Raw genomic sequence first — 15,060 nt, 5'->3', positions numbered from 1 at the left:
CCGGCAAGAAATGCGCAGCCCCGCTATCATGCTCATCCAAAAGCATTATTCCAAGAAAGCTGTACCGCATGAAATCCGCACCATCTTCCGTCGACGCCGGCACCCTGCTCAGTTCCACCCGCATCCTGTTGTTCGCCCTGTCCGCCGGCGTACTCGTCGCCAGCCTGTACTACGTGCAGCCGCTCACGTCCATGCTGGCCGCCTCGTTTGGCGTCAGCGTGCCGCAGGCGGGCTACCTGGTCACGGCCACGCAGATCGGCTACGTGCTGGGCATCGTCTTCCTGGTGCCCCTCAGCGATGTGCTGAACCGCCGCCAGTTGCTGACGTGGATGCTGATCGCCAAGATCGGCGCCCTGCTGCTGGCCGCTACCAGTCAGAATATTATCGTCTTTGCCATCGCCAGCGTATTGATGGGGATCACGGCCAGCGCATTGATGGTCGTCACGGCCATGGTGGCTTCGTATGCGCCCGACCACAGCCGGGGCCGCATGGTAGGCACCGTCATGACGGGTTTATTATTGGGCATCTTGCTGGCGCGTACCGTGTCCGGCACGGTGTCGCAGATCAGCGGCGGCTGGCGCACCGTCTACGTGCTGGCCGCCATCGTCGTGGCCGCCCTGCTCGTCATGCTGCGCCGCATCCTGCCCAACGAGACGCCGCGTGGCAAGCTGCAGTACGGCAAGCTGATGGCCTCGCTGGCCGACATCATCCGCCAGGAACCGCTGCTGCGCCAGCGCGCCCTGTTCTCGGGCCTGGGCCTGGGCACTTTCAGCGTGTTCTGGACGGGCCTGACCTTCTTGCTCAGCGGCGCGCCCTATCACTATTCGGAAATGCAGATCGGCCTGTTCGGCCTGGCCGGCGCCACCGGCGCCTTTGCCGCCAACACGGCGGGCCGCATGGCCGACCGAGGCTACGCGCGCCAGGCCACGTGGCTGCTGGCCGTCGCCTCGATCGCGGGCTGGGCCCTGATCGGCTTCGGCGCCCATTCGCTGGTGCTGCTGTTGATCGGCATCGTCCTGCTGGACATGGGCGTGATGGGCTTGCAAGTGACGCACCAGTCCATCATCTATAAACTGGCGCCGCATGCGCGGGCGCGGGTCACCACTGTCTTCATCGCGGGCGGCTTCATCGGCGCGTCGGCCGGCTCGGCCCTGGCCAGCGCCAGCTTTGCCGCCGGCGGCTGGCCCGCCCTGTGCATGGTCGGCGGCGCCATGCCGCTACTGATGCTGCTGGTGTGGAGCAAGTACCGCCACGCGCAGCGCCGGCTGGAACGGGCAAGCTCAACCTGACCAGCGCAAGAAAAACCGCTCGACAGAGCGGTTTTTTACGTCCTTACTTCGCCTGCCCGCGCGCCTTGCCGAATGCATCGCCCGCCTTCCAGGCCGGCATTTTCGCCGCGTTGGCCACCGCTTGCCCCAGGTTCAGGGTGAACTGCGCCTGCTGCGTCATGCCGGACAAATCCCAGCTGGCGTCGTACTCGTCGCTCACCTGATGGTAGCGGGGACCGTAGGCGGCCGCCTTGGCTTTCGACGCGGCCACGTCCTTGATGTAGTCGCGTCCGCCATTGATGGAAAACGCGGGCACGCCCGCCTTGGCAAAACTGAAATGGTCGCTGCGGAAATAGCCGCCGGCCAAGTCGGGGCGGGCTGGCGCGATATGCATGCCCATGGCTTTGGCCGTCGCCGCCGCCATGGCGCCCAGCTCCGTGCGCTCGCTGCCCTGCGCGCCGATGTCATGCGTGGCGCCCACGAAATTGAGGCTGTCGAGGTTCAGGGCGGCGGCCGTCTTGTCCAGCGGCCACAGCGGGTCCGCCGCGTAGGCGGCGCTGCCCAATAGCCCCTGCTCTTCGGCCGCCACCCACAGGAAGATCTGCGTGCGCTTCGCCGGCTTTTTCACGGCTTCCTGCGCCATGGCCAGCAGGCCGGCCGTGCCCGAGGCATTGTCGACGGCGCCGTTGTAGATGGTATCGCCCGAATTACCCTGCTTGCCCAGGTGGTCCCAGTGGCCGCTGTAGATGACGGCTTCATCTTTCAATGTCGGGTCGGTACCCGGCACCATGCCGGCGATATTGAACTGCTCCACCTTGCGCACGATGGACTTCATCTCGCCCGACAGCTTGGCGTTCAAGGCGACGGCCTGGAAATCCTTGCTTTCCGCCTTGGCGCGCAAGGCGTCCAGGTCCTGTCCGCCGGCCGCAAACAGGCGGCGCGCCGCGTCTTCCGCGATCCAGCCCTGCAGGGGCGTGCCGGCCGTGCGGTCTGCCAGTTGAAAACGTTCGCCGCCGCTCCAGCTGTTCTGCACGACGCTCCAGTCATACGAGGCCGATGGTTTCGTGTGGATCAGCAACACACCGGCCGCGCCCTGGCGTTTGGCTTCCTCGAATTTATACGTCCAGCGGCCGTAATAGGTGAGCGCCTTGCCGCCGAAGCGGTTCGGATCGAGCGCGGTCGGCTGCGGGTCGTTGACCATCATGACGACGATCTTGTTTTTGACATCGGCGCCCTTGAAATCGTTCCAGCCCTCTTCCGGCGCCGTGATGCCGTAGCCGACGAACACCAGCGGCGCATCGAACGCGTGGGCGGCAACGGAATCGCCCGTGGCCCACACCCAGTCGGGGCCGAAGGCCAGCGGCACGGGCTTGCCGCCTGCCACCGCCTGCAGGCTGCTGTCTTGTGGCAAGGATTTCACGCCGGCGATCTGCACGCTCTGGCGGTAGCTGTTGCCACGCACGGGTTGCAATCCGGCCATCTGCGCCTGGGTTTCCAGGTAAGCCACCGTCAGGTCGGCGCCGCGCTGGCCCGTGCCGCGGCCTTCCAATAAATCGTTGGACAGGAAGGCCAGGTGGGCGCGCAGCGGCGCTTCCTGCACCACGGGCAAGTCATGCGCAGCATAAGCGGGAAAGGCCAGCGCCAGGCCGGAAGCGAGTGCCGTGACGGCCAGGGAAAAAAACAGCTTCTGCATAAAATCCTTTGGGTAAGAGGAGACATTCAGTCCGGCGGATGGCCGAGCCGGCGATTGTATGCCATGGCGAAGACTCAGCAAAATGCGGACGAAAAAATCCCCGCGGCAAGGGCGGGGATGTCATCGAGGGGTAAATTACACCAGCAGGGCGGCCGCCAAGGATTCGATCTCTTCGGCCGATTCCTCGAGGATAGTGTGCAGGGTGCTGCCGCCAATCCCAAAATCGATCTTCGCCGCAGCCAGGCGCCGCGCGGCGCTTTCCGGCGGGTGCAGGGGCGAGCCGACGGGCGACAGATCATTGGCCAGCACCAGGGTCGCGCCCAGGGTGCGGGGCGGGAACGGGCTGCCGCCGTGCCACATGCCTTCCACGGCCTGCAAGACCATGTCGGGCACTTGCAGCTGGCGCAACACGCCGCGGCCGATCAGTTTTTCGCCGTATTCGATCCAGTCTTCGGTGTTGTCGTCGAGCAAGCCCGGATATTCCTCGGCGCGCGACAGCAGATAAAAGCCGCCCACTTCATGCACGATGGCGGCGAACATGGCCGTTTCCACGTCCACGTGCGTGACTTTTCTGGCGATGACCTGGCTCAGCGCGGCCACGTGGGCCGTGTGTTCCCACAGCCTGGCCGCCTTGGCGCGCAATTGCGGGTCCGTGATCTGGCTGCCCAGCTGGCGCACGATGACGGACGCCACCATCGATTTCAAGGTGGCAAAGCCCAGGCGCGAGACGGCTGCGCGCACATTGGCGATTTCATTGCCGGAACGGTTGTAGGCGGCCGAATTGGCCAAGGCCACGACCCGCGCCGACAGCAGGGGCTCGGCCATGACCATGCGGGCGGCCGCCTCGATATGGCATTCGGGGTCATCGAGCGCTTCCTGCAACTTCAAGGTGGCCTTGACGTTGGCGGGGAAGGTCAGCTCGCCCTTGCTCGCTTGCAGCGCGATAATCTTGAATACTTCCAGTCTATCCATGATGCTGTCTCCGTTACGGGCCAATGCTGGCCTTGCTGTGTGGATGGGCCGGGAATGCGCTCCCGGCCCGGCTCCCGTTTCCGGCAATATTACAGCAAGTTTATACGCAACCCTATTACTTTCCGGAAACTTTACCCGCCACGCCTTCGACAAAATAATCCATCTTCGTCAGCGCCGCATCGTCCAGCACACCCTTGTCCAGCCGCACTTTGCCGTCGTTATCCTTGATGGGCGCGCTGAAAGGATTGAGTTTTCCTGCAACCAAGTCTTTCTCACGCGCCAATACGAACTGTTTCACGTCCGCCGGCACGGCCGCATTGATGCCTTCCAGCTTGACCATGCCATCCTTGATGCCGCCCCAGGTGCTGCTGGACTTCCACGTGCCGTCCAGCACGGCCTGTGCCTGCTTCGTGTAGTACTCGCCCCAATGGTGGGTGACGGCGGCCAGCTGCGCCTTCGGTCCGTACTTTTTCATGTCCGAGTGGTAGGCGATCGCATACTTGCCCTTCTCTTCCGCTGCCTGCACCACGGCCGTCGAGTCCGTGTGGTGGGTGACCACGTCGGCGCCCTGGCCGATCAGGGTGATGGCCGCGTCGCGTTCCTTGCCCGGATCGAACCAGCTATTGACCCACACCACTTTCACTTCCGCCTTGGGGTCGACGCTGCGCATGCCGCGCGTGAAAGCGTTAACTCCCTGCAACACTTCCGGGATGGGAAACGCCGCCACGTAGCCGGCCACGTGGGTCTTGCTCATCTTGCCTGCCAGCACGCCGGCCAGGTAGCGGCCTTCGTAGAAACGCGCATTCGTGTTGGCCACGTTGGGCGCCGTCTTGTAGCCCGTCAAATGGATGAACTTCACATTAGGAAATTGTTTCGCCACTTTCAAGGTGGGATTCATGTAGCCGAACGAGGTCGTGATGACCAGCTTGCTGCCCGTCTGCGCCAGGTCGCGGATCACGCGCTCGGCATCGGCGCTCTCCGGCACGTTTTCCACGAACCGGGTGCTGATCTTGTTGCCCAGCGCCTTTTCCATTTCCTTGCGGGCCAGGTCGTGCTGGGTGGTCCAGCCAGCGTCGCCGATGGGGCTGATGTACACGAAGCCGACGTTCAGCGGAACGGTGGCCGGTGCGGCAGCCATGACGGGCATCAAAACAACACTGCAGACGGCGGCGCACAATAGTTTCTTGGACATGGTTTTCCTTGTGTGAGTGATTAATTTCCGGGAGTGAAATTTTTCCCCAATGAAGCGGGCATGTTCAGCTTGATGTAATTGGCATTGCTGGAGATCAGCACCAGCACGACGATGGCCGCCACGTAGGGCAGCATCGACAGCAGCTGCGAGGCGATGGGCACGCCCAGCGCCTGCGCGTGGAAGGTCAGAATCGTGATGCCGCCGAACAGGTAGGCGCCGCCCACCACGCGCGCCGGGCGCCAGGTGGCAAACGTGGTCAGCGCCAGGGCGATCCATCCGCGTCCCGCCACCATGCCCTCGACCCACAGCGGCGTATAGACGAGCGACAAAAAGGCGCCGGCCAGGCCGCAGCAGGCGCCGCCGAACAGCACGGCCGCCAGGCGGATGCGGCGCACGGGATAGCCGAGCGCATGCGCGGACGCTGGCGACTCGCCCACGGCGCGCAGCACGAGTCCCGCCCGCGTGCGGTACAAGAACCAGGCGATGGCCAGGCACAGCAAGAGCGCCAGATACACCATCGGATGCTGGCGGAACAGGGCCGGCCCCAGCACGGGAATGTCTTCCAGTAAAGGGATGCCGAAGCGGCCGTTGTGCAGGCTGTTGCCCACGTACTTCAGGCCGATATACGTGGACGCGCCCGCGCCGAACAGAGATAAAGCCAGGCCCGTCGCGTACTGGTTCGTGCCCAGCCACACGGTCAGCCAGGCAAAGAAGCCCGACAGCGCCATGCTGGCCCCCGCCCCCGCCAGAAAACCCAGCGTGGGGCTGCCCGTGTTGACGGCCACGGCAAAGCCCGTGATGGCCGAGACCAGCATCATGCCCTCCGCGCCCAGGTTCACCACGCCCGCTTTTTCATTCACCAATAAACCGAGGGCGGCCAGCATCAGCGGCGTGCCCGCGTTGATGCTGGCGGCGATCAAGGGCGCGATCGTCAGGGCCAGGTTATCCATGTTTCCTCCAGCGCAGTTTGTATTGGATCAACACATCGCAAGCGAGCAAGGCAAACAGCAGGATGCCCTGGAACACGCCCGTGATGGCGCTGGGCAGACCCAGGCGCGATTGCGCCAGTTCGCCGCCGATATAGAACAGGGCCATGACGAAGCTGGAAAAAATCACGCCCACGGGATGCAGCCGTCCCACGAAGGCGACGATGATGGCGGCAAAGCCGTAGCCGGGCGAGACCGTGGGTGTCAGCTGTCCCATCGGCCCCAGCACTTCGCACACGCCCGCCAGGCCGGACAGGGCGCCGCAGATCAGCATCGACGACCATAGGGTCTTGCGCGAGGAAAAGCCCGCATAACGGGCGGCGGCGGGCGCCATGCCGCCCACGCGCAGGCGGAAGCCGGCTATGCTGCGCGACAGATACAGCCAGCCGCCCAGCGAGGCCAGCAGGGCAAACACGATACCCACGTGCAAGCGCGTATCGCTGACGAGCATCGGCAGCAGCAAGCCGTCGGACAGCAGTTTCGATTGTGGAAAATTGTAGCCTTCCGGGTCGCGCAGCACGCCATACACGAGATAGCTGAGCAGCAACTGGGCGATGTAGACCAGCATCAGCGAGACGAGGATTTCGCTGGCGTTGTAGCGGTCGCGCAGCCAGGCCACCAGCCCCGCCCACGCCATGCCGCCCGCCATGCCGGCCAGCAGGGAAATGCCGATGACGGCCGCGCCGCCGATTCCGTCGTCGAGGTACAGGGCCGCCGCGCCGCCGCAGATGGCGCCCAGGGTCAGCTGCCCTTCCGCGCCGATGTTGTAGATGTTGGCGCGGAAACAAATAGCCAGGCCGACGGCGATCAAGAGCAGGGGCGCCACCTTGATGCCCAGCTCGGACCAGCCGTGCGCGTCGCGCAAGGGTTCGACGAAAAACACGGCCAGGCCGGCCAAGGGATCGTGTCCCAGCGCAACAAACAGCAGCGCGCCGCACAGCACGGTCAGCAGCACGGCCAGCACGGGCGACAGCCACGACATCAGCCGCGACGGCGTCGGACGGGCTTCCAGGCGCAAGGCGAACTTAGCCATGGACAGCCTCCCGCGGCCACAGTCCGCTCATCCATTGCCCCACGAGATCCACGCTGGCCTCGGCCACGTCCAGGGACGGCGAAATTTTTCCTTTTGCCATCACCAGCAGGCGGTCGCTGATCTCGAACAATTCATCGAGTTCTTCCGACACGATGAGCAAGGCACAGCCCGCGTCGCGCAGGGCCAGCAATTCGGCGCGGATTTGCGCGGCCGCGCCCACGTCCACGCCCCAGGTCGGCTGCGCCACCACCAGCACCGTGGGTTCGCGCATGACTTCGCGTCCGACTATGTATTTCTGCAAATTACCTCCAGACAGGCTGCGCGCCAGCGCCTGCGGCCCGCCCGCCTTCACCTGGAAGCGGGCGATGATGGCGGCGGCCCGCTGCGCGATCGCGCCACGGCGCAGGAAGCCGTGGCGGATGGTGGCCGGGGTCTGCAAGCTCAACAACACGTTGTCGGCCAGCGCCATGTCGGGCACGGCACCGCGTCCCAGCCGCTCCTCCGGCACGAAGCCGAAACCGAGGGCGCGGCGGCGGCCCGGCGGCAAGCGCCCGGCAGGCGTGCCGTTGAGCACGATGCTGGCGGCGGCCGCGCGCAAGTCCTCGCCCGACAGGGCCGCCAGCAACTCCTGCTGGCCATTGCCGGACACGCCGGCGATGCCGACGATCTCGCCGGCCCGCACGTCGAAATGGATATCGATCAATTGCGTGGCGAACGGATGGCTCTTCGGCAAATGCAGATTGCGCACGCTCAACATGGCCGCGCCGGGCGTGCGCGCCACGCGCGTGACGGCGGGCGGCTCGGCGCCTATCATCATGCGCGACAGGCTGGCTGCCGACTCTTGCGACGGGTCGCACACGCCCGCATTCTTGCCGGCGCGCACCACCGTGCACGTATGGCACAGGGCGCGGATTTCGTCGAGCTTGTGGCTGATGTACAGGATGCTGCAGCCTTCGGCCGCCAGCTGGCGCAGGGTAGCGAACAGCTTTTCCACGGCGCCCGGCGTCAGCACGGAGGTCGGTTCATCGAGGATCAGCAGTTGCGGCTTGGCCAGCAGGGCGCGCACGATTTCCACGCGCTGGCATTCGCCGACGGACAGCGTGTGGACGTGGCGCTGCGGCTCCAGGTCCAGGCCGTACTGGCGCGCCGTCGCTTCGATGCGCTGGGCCAGCTCCGCCATGTTGGTGCCGGCGGGCAAACCGAGGGCGATGTTTTCCGTCACGGTGAGCGTGTCGAACAGGGAAAAGTGCTGGAACACCATGGCGATGCCGAGCGCGCGCGCGGCCGACGGGTTGGCGATGTCGACCTCGCGGCCATTCCACACGATGCGCCCGCCGTCGGGCTGCACGGCGCCGTAGATGATTTTCATTAAGGTCGACTTGCCGGCGCCGTTTTCGCCGAGCACGGCGTGGATCTGCCCCGGCGCGACGGTGAGATCGATGCCGTCATTGGCCACCACGGACGGATAGCGCTTGCTGATGTCGTGTAATTCCAGGCGTGCCGTCATTGTTTTTTTTCGTGCCTCGCTGCGGGGGTCGCCGGCATGGTCGCCGGTATAAAAATCAAGCTGTTGTCTCTATCGTATCGGCATCCGCGGCGCTTGGGGGATGGCGTGGCGGCGCGCATTTCTATTTCCACAAAAAAACAACACCTGTCTACAATTTTGAAAAAAATTATCAGCTTTACAGCGGCCGCCTTGCCCCGCAAGGGCGAGAAGGTGCGATGATTATATGCAAGAACTGATAGTAAGTATGCAGACAAGACATATCGCCCGACGCGGCGATGCTCGCATCATGGATTGAACGGCGCGCAGTGCCGCATTGCGGCGCTACCTGCGCGCTAGTGGGCGCCCCCCTGCGCCCTGCCATCCCCCGTTCCCGTTTTCCAACACCGCCATCAGGAGCCGAAAGTGCCAAAAACCATACCGTGTCTGTTGCTCTGCCTCACTACCACCCTCGGCGTGGGTGCGACCGCCCAGGCTGCCGAATGGAGCGATACCGCGCTGAGCTGGCGCGCCGGCAATGATTACCGCGAGCCGTTCAACCCGGACGACATCAAGAAAAACATCTTTGCCATCACGCACGCCAGCGGCTACAAATACGGCAGCAACTTCGTCAACCTGGACTTTTTGATCTCGGACAGCAAGGACCCCGGCGCGCTCGGCAAGACGTCCGGCGCGCAAGAGGCCTACCTGGTATACCGCAACACCATCGACATCGGCAAGGTGCGCGGCAGCGACATCAAGTTCGGCCCCGTGCGCGGCGTCGGCGTCACCCTCGGCTTCGACGTCAACACGAAAAATGACGTCGGCTACAACTCGCGCAAGCGCATGCTGGTGGCCGGCCCCACCCTGATGTGGGACGTGCCCGGCTTCTTCAACACCAGCCTGCTGTTGCTGCGCGAAAGCAACGCCCCCAGCGGCGCCTTCCCGCCCATCTCGCAAGTGACGGGACGCTACACGTATAAAACGCACGCCATGCTGACGGGCGCCTGGGCCATCCCCTTGTCGCCGCTGTTCTCGTTCGAAGGCTTTTTCAACCTCATCGATTCAAAAGGCAAGGATGAAGTGGGGCGCGACACGGCCGCGGAAACGAATATCGACATGCAGGTGATGTACGACGTGGGCGCGGCTCTGGGCAGCGCCAAGAATACCTTCCGCGTAGGCATCGAGTACCAGTACTGGAAGAACAAGTTCGGCAATTCGGCCGCCACCACGGGCAATGTGGGGCAAACGGCGAAGACGCCGATGATACGCGCGGAGTACCATTTCTAAGAATCATTGTCACGTATCAACACCCACGATCGCGCCTGATGCCAGCATGAAGCTTTCCAGCTGGCGAAGAGCGCGACCGTGGAACAACTGCTGCCGTATTACGAACGTGAGCTGGGCCTGTTCCGCCAGTACACGCGCGCGTTTTCCAGCCGCTATCCGAAAGCGGCCGGGCGCCTGCTGATCGCCGGCGAGACGTGCGAAGACCCGCACGTCGAACGCCTGATCCAGTCCGTCGCCCTGCTCACGGCCAGGGTCGCCAAGCGCCTCGACGACGCCTATCCGCAGTTCACCAATTCCCTACTGGAAACCTTGTACCCGCACTACCTGCGGCCGTTTCCCTCGTGCTCCATCGTCCGCATGGCCCAGGAAGAAGCGCCGGGCGGCCAGCTGACGCACGTTGCGCGCGGCACCGTGCTGCGCTCGCAGCCGGTGCGGGGCGTGGCCTGCAAGTTCACCAGCGCGTATGACGTGACCCTGGCGCCGCTGGCCATTTCTCGCCTGCATTTCTCGCCCCTCCTGGACGCGCCGCCCGGCCTGCGCCTGCCGCAAGGCGCCAGCGCCCTGCTCAGCATCGAGTTCAGCAGCAGCAGCGACCTTTACCATCTGGACCAGGCGGGGCTTGCCAATCTGCGCGTGTTTGCCGATGGGGAACCGTCCGTGCGCGCGGCCCTGCTCGACGCCCTGTTCCTGCGCGGCGCGGGCGCGTACGTGGCGCTGGAGGAAGGCGGCCCGTGGCATGCCGTCGACGGCATGCCGCTGGCCCCGGCCGGCTACGCGCAAGACGACGCGCTGATCCCGTTTTGCGCCCGCTCGCATCCGGCCCTGCGCCTGCTGACCGAGTATTTCGCCTTTCCGGAAAAATTTCATTTCGTCGATATCGCCTGGTCCCTGCTGGCCGCCCTGCTGCCGAAACAGTGCCGCCGGTTCATCCTGCACCTGCCGCTCAAGGGCGTGCGCAGCGACAGCCACGAAGCACGGCTATTGTCCGGCGTCAGCCGCGACAATCTGCTGCTGGGCTGCACGCCCGTCGTCAACCTGTTCGCCAAGTCCGGCGTGCCGATCCGCCTCGCGCATACGCAGCCCGACCATGCGCTGGTGGCCGACGCCACGCATGCATTCGCCTACGACATCCACAGCATCGATGCCGTCACCCTCGCGCGCAAGGATGCGGCCGGGGAACGCCTGAGCACGTTTCTGCCGCTGTATGCCTCGCTGCAGGGTTCTCAGGCCGGGCAGGACCAGGAACATGGCCTATACTGGCTGGCGCGCCGCGACGAAGCCGTGGCCGCCGTCAGCCCCGGCCATGAAATGCGCCTGAGCCTGATCGACCCGCAGTTTTCGCCGGGCAGCGCGGCCTGCGCCACGGTCTCGACGCGGCTGCTGTGCAGCAACCGCGACTTGCCCGCTCACCTGCACTACGGCTTGCCCGGCGGCGACTTGCTGGCCGAGGAGGTGCCGGACGGCGTCCCCGTGCGCTTCCTGCGCAAGCCCTCGGCCAGCATGCGTTTCAGTACGGAGAATGACGCACAGTGGCAATTGATCTCGCACCTGTCGCTCAATTACTCCAGCCTGACGCAGGCGGGACTGGCTGAATTCCAGAAAATGCTCAGCCTGTACGACCTGCCCCGCTCGCCCGCCACGCAAGTCCTGATCCAGGGCATCGTCACGCTCGAACACGGCAGCACGCGCGACTGGATGCCAACCGTCCCGTTTCCCTCCCTGATGCCCGGCATCGCCATCCGCCTGGGCATCGACGAGCACGCCTTTGTCGGCAGCAGCGTGTACATCTTCGCGCAGGTGCTGCAGCGCTATTTCGCCATGAACAGCCAGCTCAACTGCTTTAGCCAACTGACGCTGCTCTCTGCGCGCAGCGGCAAGGAACTCATACGATGCCCAGCCTGCTTCGCCGAAACGACGTCAGCATAATCGGCCAGCTGCTCGCCGCGCCGCAGCGCTTCGAGTGCTTCCAGGCCCTGCACCTGCTGCTGGCGTGGCTGGGAGAACACGGCTTCGATGAAGACGCGGCGCTGGCGAACATCGTGCGCTTCGACAACAGCATCTCGCTGCGCTTCCCTGCCAGCCAGATCGAGACGCTGGCGGCGCAGGACAACGCCGCTGCCCTGCTACAGGCACTGCAGTCCGGCCAGCTGCGGCAGCTGCACCTCACGCCCACGTTCATGGGCCTCTTGGGCAGCAACGGCGTCTTGCCCAGCCACTACTCGGAGCGCATCGCGGCCCACCAGCACGACGAGCGCGACCACGCTCCGCGCGCCTTTCTCGACCTGTTTTCCAGCCGCGCCATCGCCCTGTTCTACCAGGCCTGGCGCAAATACCGCATCGAACACGGCCCCCTGCGCCAGGCCTTCCTGCCCAGCTTGCTGGCCCTGGCAGGCTGCCGTCCCGGCGGCGGCGAGGACGAAGCCATCGGCCTGTACAGCGGCTTGCTACAGCAACGCAACATCTCGTCCATCGCCATGGCGCGCATCCTCGCCGACCACTTCGGCGTGCCGTTTCATGTGCAGGAGGCGACGGGCACCATGGAGGCCCTGGCGCCGCGCGAGCAAACGGCGCTGGGCGGCGCGAACGCCGTGCTGGGCCGGCGCGCCATCGTGGGCGAGCGCTGCCGCCGCCCCGACCTGGCCGTGCGCCTGCGCATCGGCCCGCTCACAGCAGCACAGCACGCCCGCTTTTTGCCGCGCGGCCCGGCCAGCGCCCAGCTTCGGCAGATGCTGATGCTGTTTGGCCAGCCGCTGCTGCGCTACGACATCGTGCTGCTGCTGCACGCCAGTGACGTGCACGGCCTGTCCCTGCCGCCCAGCGGGCAAGGCGGCCTCGGCTGCAACAGTTTCCTCGGCAATCCAGCCACGCCGCGCCACCGCGATGACAAGCATTACGAAATGCAACTGATGCCTTCGCTCAACGATTGAACCTTGCGGCTGCGCAAAACGCCTGTGCCTGCGATTGTTACAGTCAGCCAACGATCCTTACCGTGAAGCGATGCGTGATGAGTCTGTTCCCGGACACGACGGCGGCATTCCCCCAGCTCGTGGGCGACATGCAGGGCCAGCGCCTGCTGCGCCTGCATTTCCCGCACGGCGATGCGCCCGCCAGCAGCCTGCTGGCCAACAGCCTGAGCGCCAGCGAAAGCCTGTCGCGCGATTTTTCCTATGTCGTGGAAGTGCTTTCCGACGACGCCTGCATCGCGCCCGACAAGCTGATGGGCAAGATGGCGACCGTCGAGCTGGTGCGCGAAGATGGCAGCTTGCGCTACTTCAATGGTTACGTGTTCGAGTTCCGTTTCGTCCGCACGGACGGCGGCTTCGCCTTTTATGAAATGGTGCTGGAGCCATGGCTGTCGCACCTGCGCTTGCGGCAAAACAATGTCGCCTTCCACGGCCTGACCGTGGCGGCGCTCACGGACAAGGTCTTCGATGACTACCTGATGCGCGACTACAAGCTGGCCGCCAGCGGCCTGGATCCCGCCATCACCTACACCTGCCAGCACAACGAGAGCGACCATAATCTGCTGCACCGCCACTGGGAGCAGCTGGGATGGCATTACCGCTACGAACACCGCTGCGACGGCCACACCTTGTGGCTGTCCGACGACAGCACCACCGGCCAGGCCATCGACGGTGAACTGAGCGAAATGCCCTTCCAGCACCAGGCCGGTTCCCTGGAAGACGATGGCGTGCATCAATGGAGCACGGTGCGGCGCATGGCCCCAAGCCAGATGACGGTAGCCAGCTTCAATTTCAAGAATCCGCGCAGCGCCCGCGCCAGCCGCGACTCGCTGAACCGGCAAGGCGCCGTGCCGTCTCTGGAAGTGTATGAAAACACGGGCAGCTACGGTTTTAAAAACTTCGACGACGGCGAGCAACTGGCCCAGCGCCGCATGGAAGAGCGCGATGCCCAGGGCCAGCTGTTCGAAGCGCAGGGCAATGACCGCACGGCGCAACCGGGACGCTGGTTCACGCTGGGCGGGCATTTCGATAGTACCGACAGCGAATACCTGATCCTGTCCGTGCACCACTACGCCAGCAACAACTATCAGCAGGGACGCAACGCCACTTCACACTACAGCAACACCTTTACCTGCATCGCCCGTGACATCCCCTGGCGCCCCGGCCGCAATTTCCATAGCCGGGAACCGAAGATCTATGGCGTGCAGACGGCCACCGTGGTCGGGCCACCCGGCGAGGAAATCCATACGGATGGTTACGGACGGGTGAAGGTGCAATTCCACTGGGACCGCCTGGGCAACTTCGACGACAGGAGTTCGCCGTGGATCAGGGTAGTGTCAAACTGGGCCGGACCGAATTTCGGCCACATCAGCCTGCCCCGGGTGGGCATGGAAGTGGCCGTCCAATTTCTCGACGGTAACGTCGCCATGCCCATCATCATCGGCTGCATCTACAACGCGCGCAATATGCCGCCATGGGAGCTACCGGCCAACAAGACGCAAAGCGGCATGCTGAGCCGCTCGTCAAAAAAGGGTTCCGCCGCGCACGCCAACGCCCTGCGCTTCGAGGACCGCAAGGATGCGGAAGAGCTGTGGCTGCATGCAGAAAAAGACCAGCGCATCGAAGTCGAGCATGACGAGTCGCACTGGGTCGGCAACGACCGGCGCAAAACCGTCGACCGCGATGAAACCGTGCACGTCAAGCGCGACCGCACGGAGACGGTGGGCCACGATGAAGACATCACCGTGCACAACAACCGCAAGGAACGCGTCGACCATGACGAACACATCGACATCGGCGACAACCGCCGCGAACACGTGGGCGGCAACGAGCAGGTGCAGATCGACGGCCACCGTTCGGAACGGGTGACCCTGGCCAAGGACGAAACCATCGGCCTGGCCAAGGTGCTGACCATCGGCGCCGCCTACCAGACCACCGTCATCGGCGCCATGAACACCACCGTGGTGCTGGCGCAGGCGGAGCAGATCGGCCTGGCGAAAAGCGTCATCGTCGGCGCCGGCAGCACGCTCACGGCCACCGATTCGCACACCATGACGGTAGGCACGTCCAGCATCACCATCACGCCGGGACGCATCGAACTCGTTGCCGATGAAATCATCATCCGCGGCAGGTCCAAGGTGCAGATCCACGGTGACGACATCGACAACAACCCGGGCTGA

12 protein-coding genes are annotated in these 15,060 nt (G+C 64.6%); 6 read left to right on the top strand and 6 right to left on the bottom strand.

Features of this window, described 5'->3' with window-relative positions:
• Positions 1 to 68 precede the first annotated feature (68 nt).
• On the top strand, positions 69 to 1,289 hold the full coding sequence (locus tag CBW50_RS07980; RefSeq protein WP_086145033.1) for an MFS transporter: 1,221 nt from the start codon (positions 69 to 71) through the stop codon (positions 1,287 to 1,289).
• A 43-nt stretch (positions 1,290 to 1,332) separates the two neighbouring features.
• On the opposite strand, the gene CBW50_RS07975 is transcribed toward CBW50_RS07980, so the two are convergent.
• From CBW50_RS07975 to CBW50_RS07950, 6 genes are all read right to left on the bottom strand, one after another.
• Entirely contained in the window at positions 1,333 to 2,961 is a 1,629-nt protein-coding gene (locus CBW50_RS07975) for a M28 family peptidase (RefSeq protein ID WP_086145032.1), read from the bottom strand.
• Positions 2,962 to 3,096: 135 nt separating this feature from the next.
• The gene (locus CBW50_RS07970; protein ID WP_086145031.1) at positions 3,097 to 3,933 is read right to left on the bottom strand and encodes an HDOD domain-containing protein; all 837 of its coding nucleotides are present in this window, start codon (positions 3,931 to 3,933) and stop codon (positions 3,097 to 3,099) included.
• Between the two features lie 115 nt (positions 3,934 to 4,048).
• Complete coding sequence (locus CBW50_RS07965) at positions 4,049 to 5,125, bottom strand: BMP family ABC transporter substrate-binding protein (RefSeq protein WP_086145030.1); 1,077 nt, start codon at positions 5,123 to 5,125, stop codon at positions 4,049 to 4,051.
• Positions 5,126 to 5,145: 20 nt separating this feature from the next.
• Positions 5,146 to 6,075, bottom strand: coding sequence for an ABC transporter permease (locus tag CBW50_RS07960; RefSeq protein ID WP_086145029.1), 930 nt, complete (start codon positions 6,073 to 6,075; stop codon positions 5,146 to 5,148).
• Positions 6,068 to 7,144 (bottom strand): ABC transporter permease, encoded by a 1,077-nt coding sequence (locus CBW50_RS07955; RefSeq protein ID WP_086145028.1) that lies wholly within the window; start codon positions 7,142 to 7,144, stop codon positions 6,068 to 6,070. Before CBW50_RS07955 ends, CBW50_RS07960 begins: the two co-directional genes overlap by 8 nt.
• Entirely contained in the window at positions 7,137 to 8,651 is a 1,515-nt protein-coding gene (locus tag CBW50_RS07950; RefSeq protein WP_086145027.1) for an ABC transporter ATP-binding protein, read from the bottom strand. The genes CBW50_RS07955 and CBW50_RS07950 overlap by 8 nt, the downstream gene beginning before the upstream one ends.
• A 36-nt stretch (positions 8,652 to 8,687) precedes the next feature.
• Between CBW50_RS07950 and CBW50_RS29305 the strand changes: the two genes are divergently transcribed.
• From CBW50_RS29305 to CBW50_RS07930, 5 genes are all read left to right on the top strand, one after another.
• Complete coding sequence (locus tag CBW50_RS29305) at positions 8,688 to 8,870, top strand: hypothetical protein (RefSeq protein ID WP_172404709.1); 183 nt, start codon at positions 8,688 to 8,690, stop codon at positions 8,868 to 8,870.
• A gap of 234 nt (positions 8,871 to 9,104) precedes the next feature.
• Positions 9,105 to 9,917, top strand: a complete 813-nt coding sequence (locus CBW50_RS07945; protein ID WP_086145081.1) for an outer envelope protein — start codon at positions 9,105 to 9,107, stop codon at positions 9,915 to 9,917.
• Between the two features lie 78 nt (positions 9,918 to 9,995).
• On the top strand, positions 9,996 to 11,843 hold the full coding sequence (gene tssF / locus CBW50_RS07940; RefSeq protein WP_086145026.1) for a type VI secretion system baseplate subunit TssF: 1,848 nt from the start codon (positions 9,996 to 9,998) through the stop codon (positions 11,841 to 11,843).
• Entirely contained in the window at positions 11,807 to 12,844 is a 1,038-nt protein-coding gene (gene tssG / locus CBW50_RS07935) for a type VI secretion system baseplate subunit TssG (protein WP_086145025.1), read from the top strand. Before tssF ends, tssG begins: the two co-directional genes overlap by 37 nt.
• 77 nt (positions 12,845 to 12,921) lie before the next feature.
• A complete protein-coding gene (locus CBW50_RS07930) occupies positions 12,922 to 15,060 on the top strand; it encodes a type VI secretion system Vgr family protein (protein WP_086145024.1) in 2,139 nt (712 codons plus the stop codon).

Source organism: Janthinobacterium sp. GW458P (genome assembly GCF_002127585.1).
In the GTDB taxonomy this organism is placed as follows: domain Bacteria; phylum Pseudomonadota; class Gammaproteobacteria; order Burkholderiales; family Burkholderiaceae_D; genus Janthinobacterium.
Note: the sequence above shows the minus strand (reverse complement) of the source record. Positions and strands in the feature narration are given on the sequence as shown.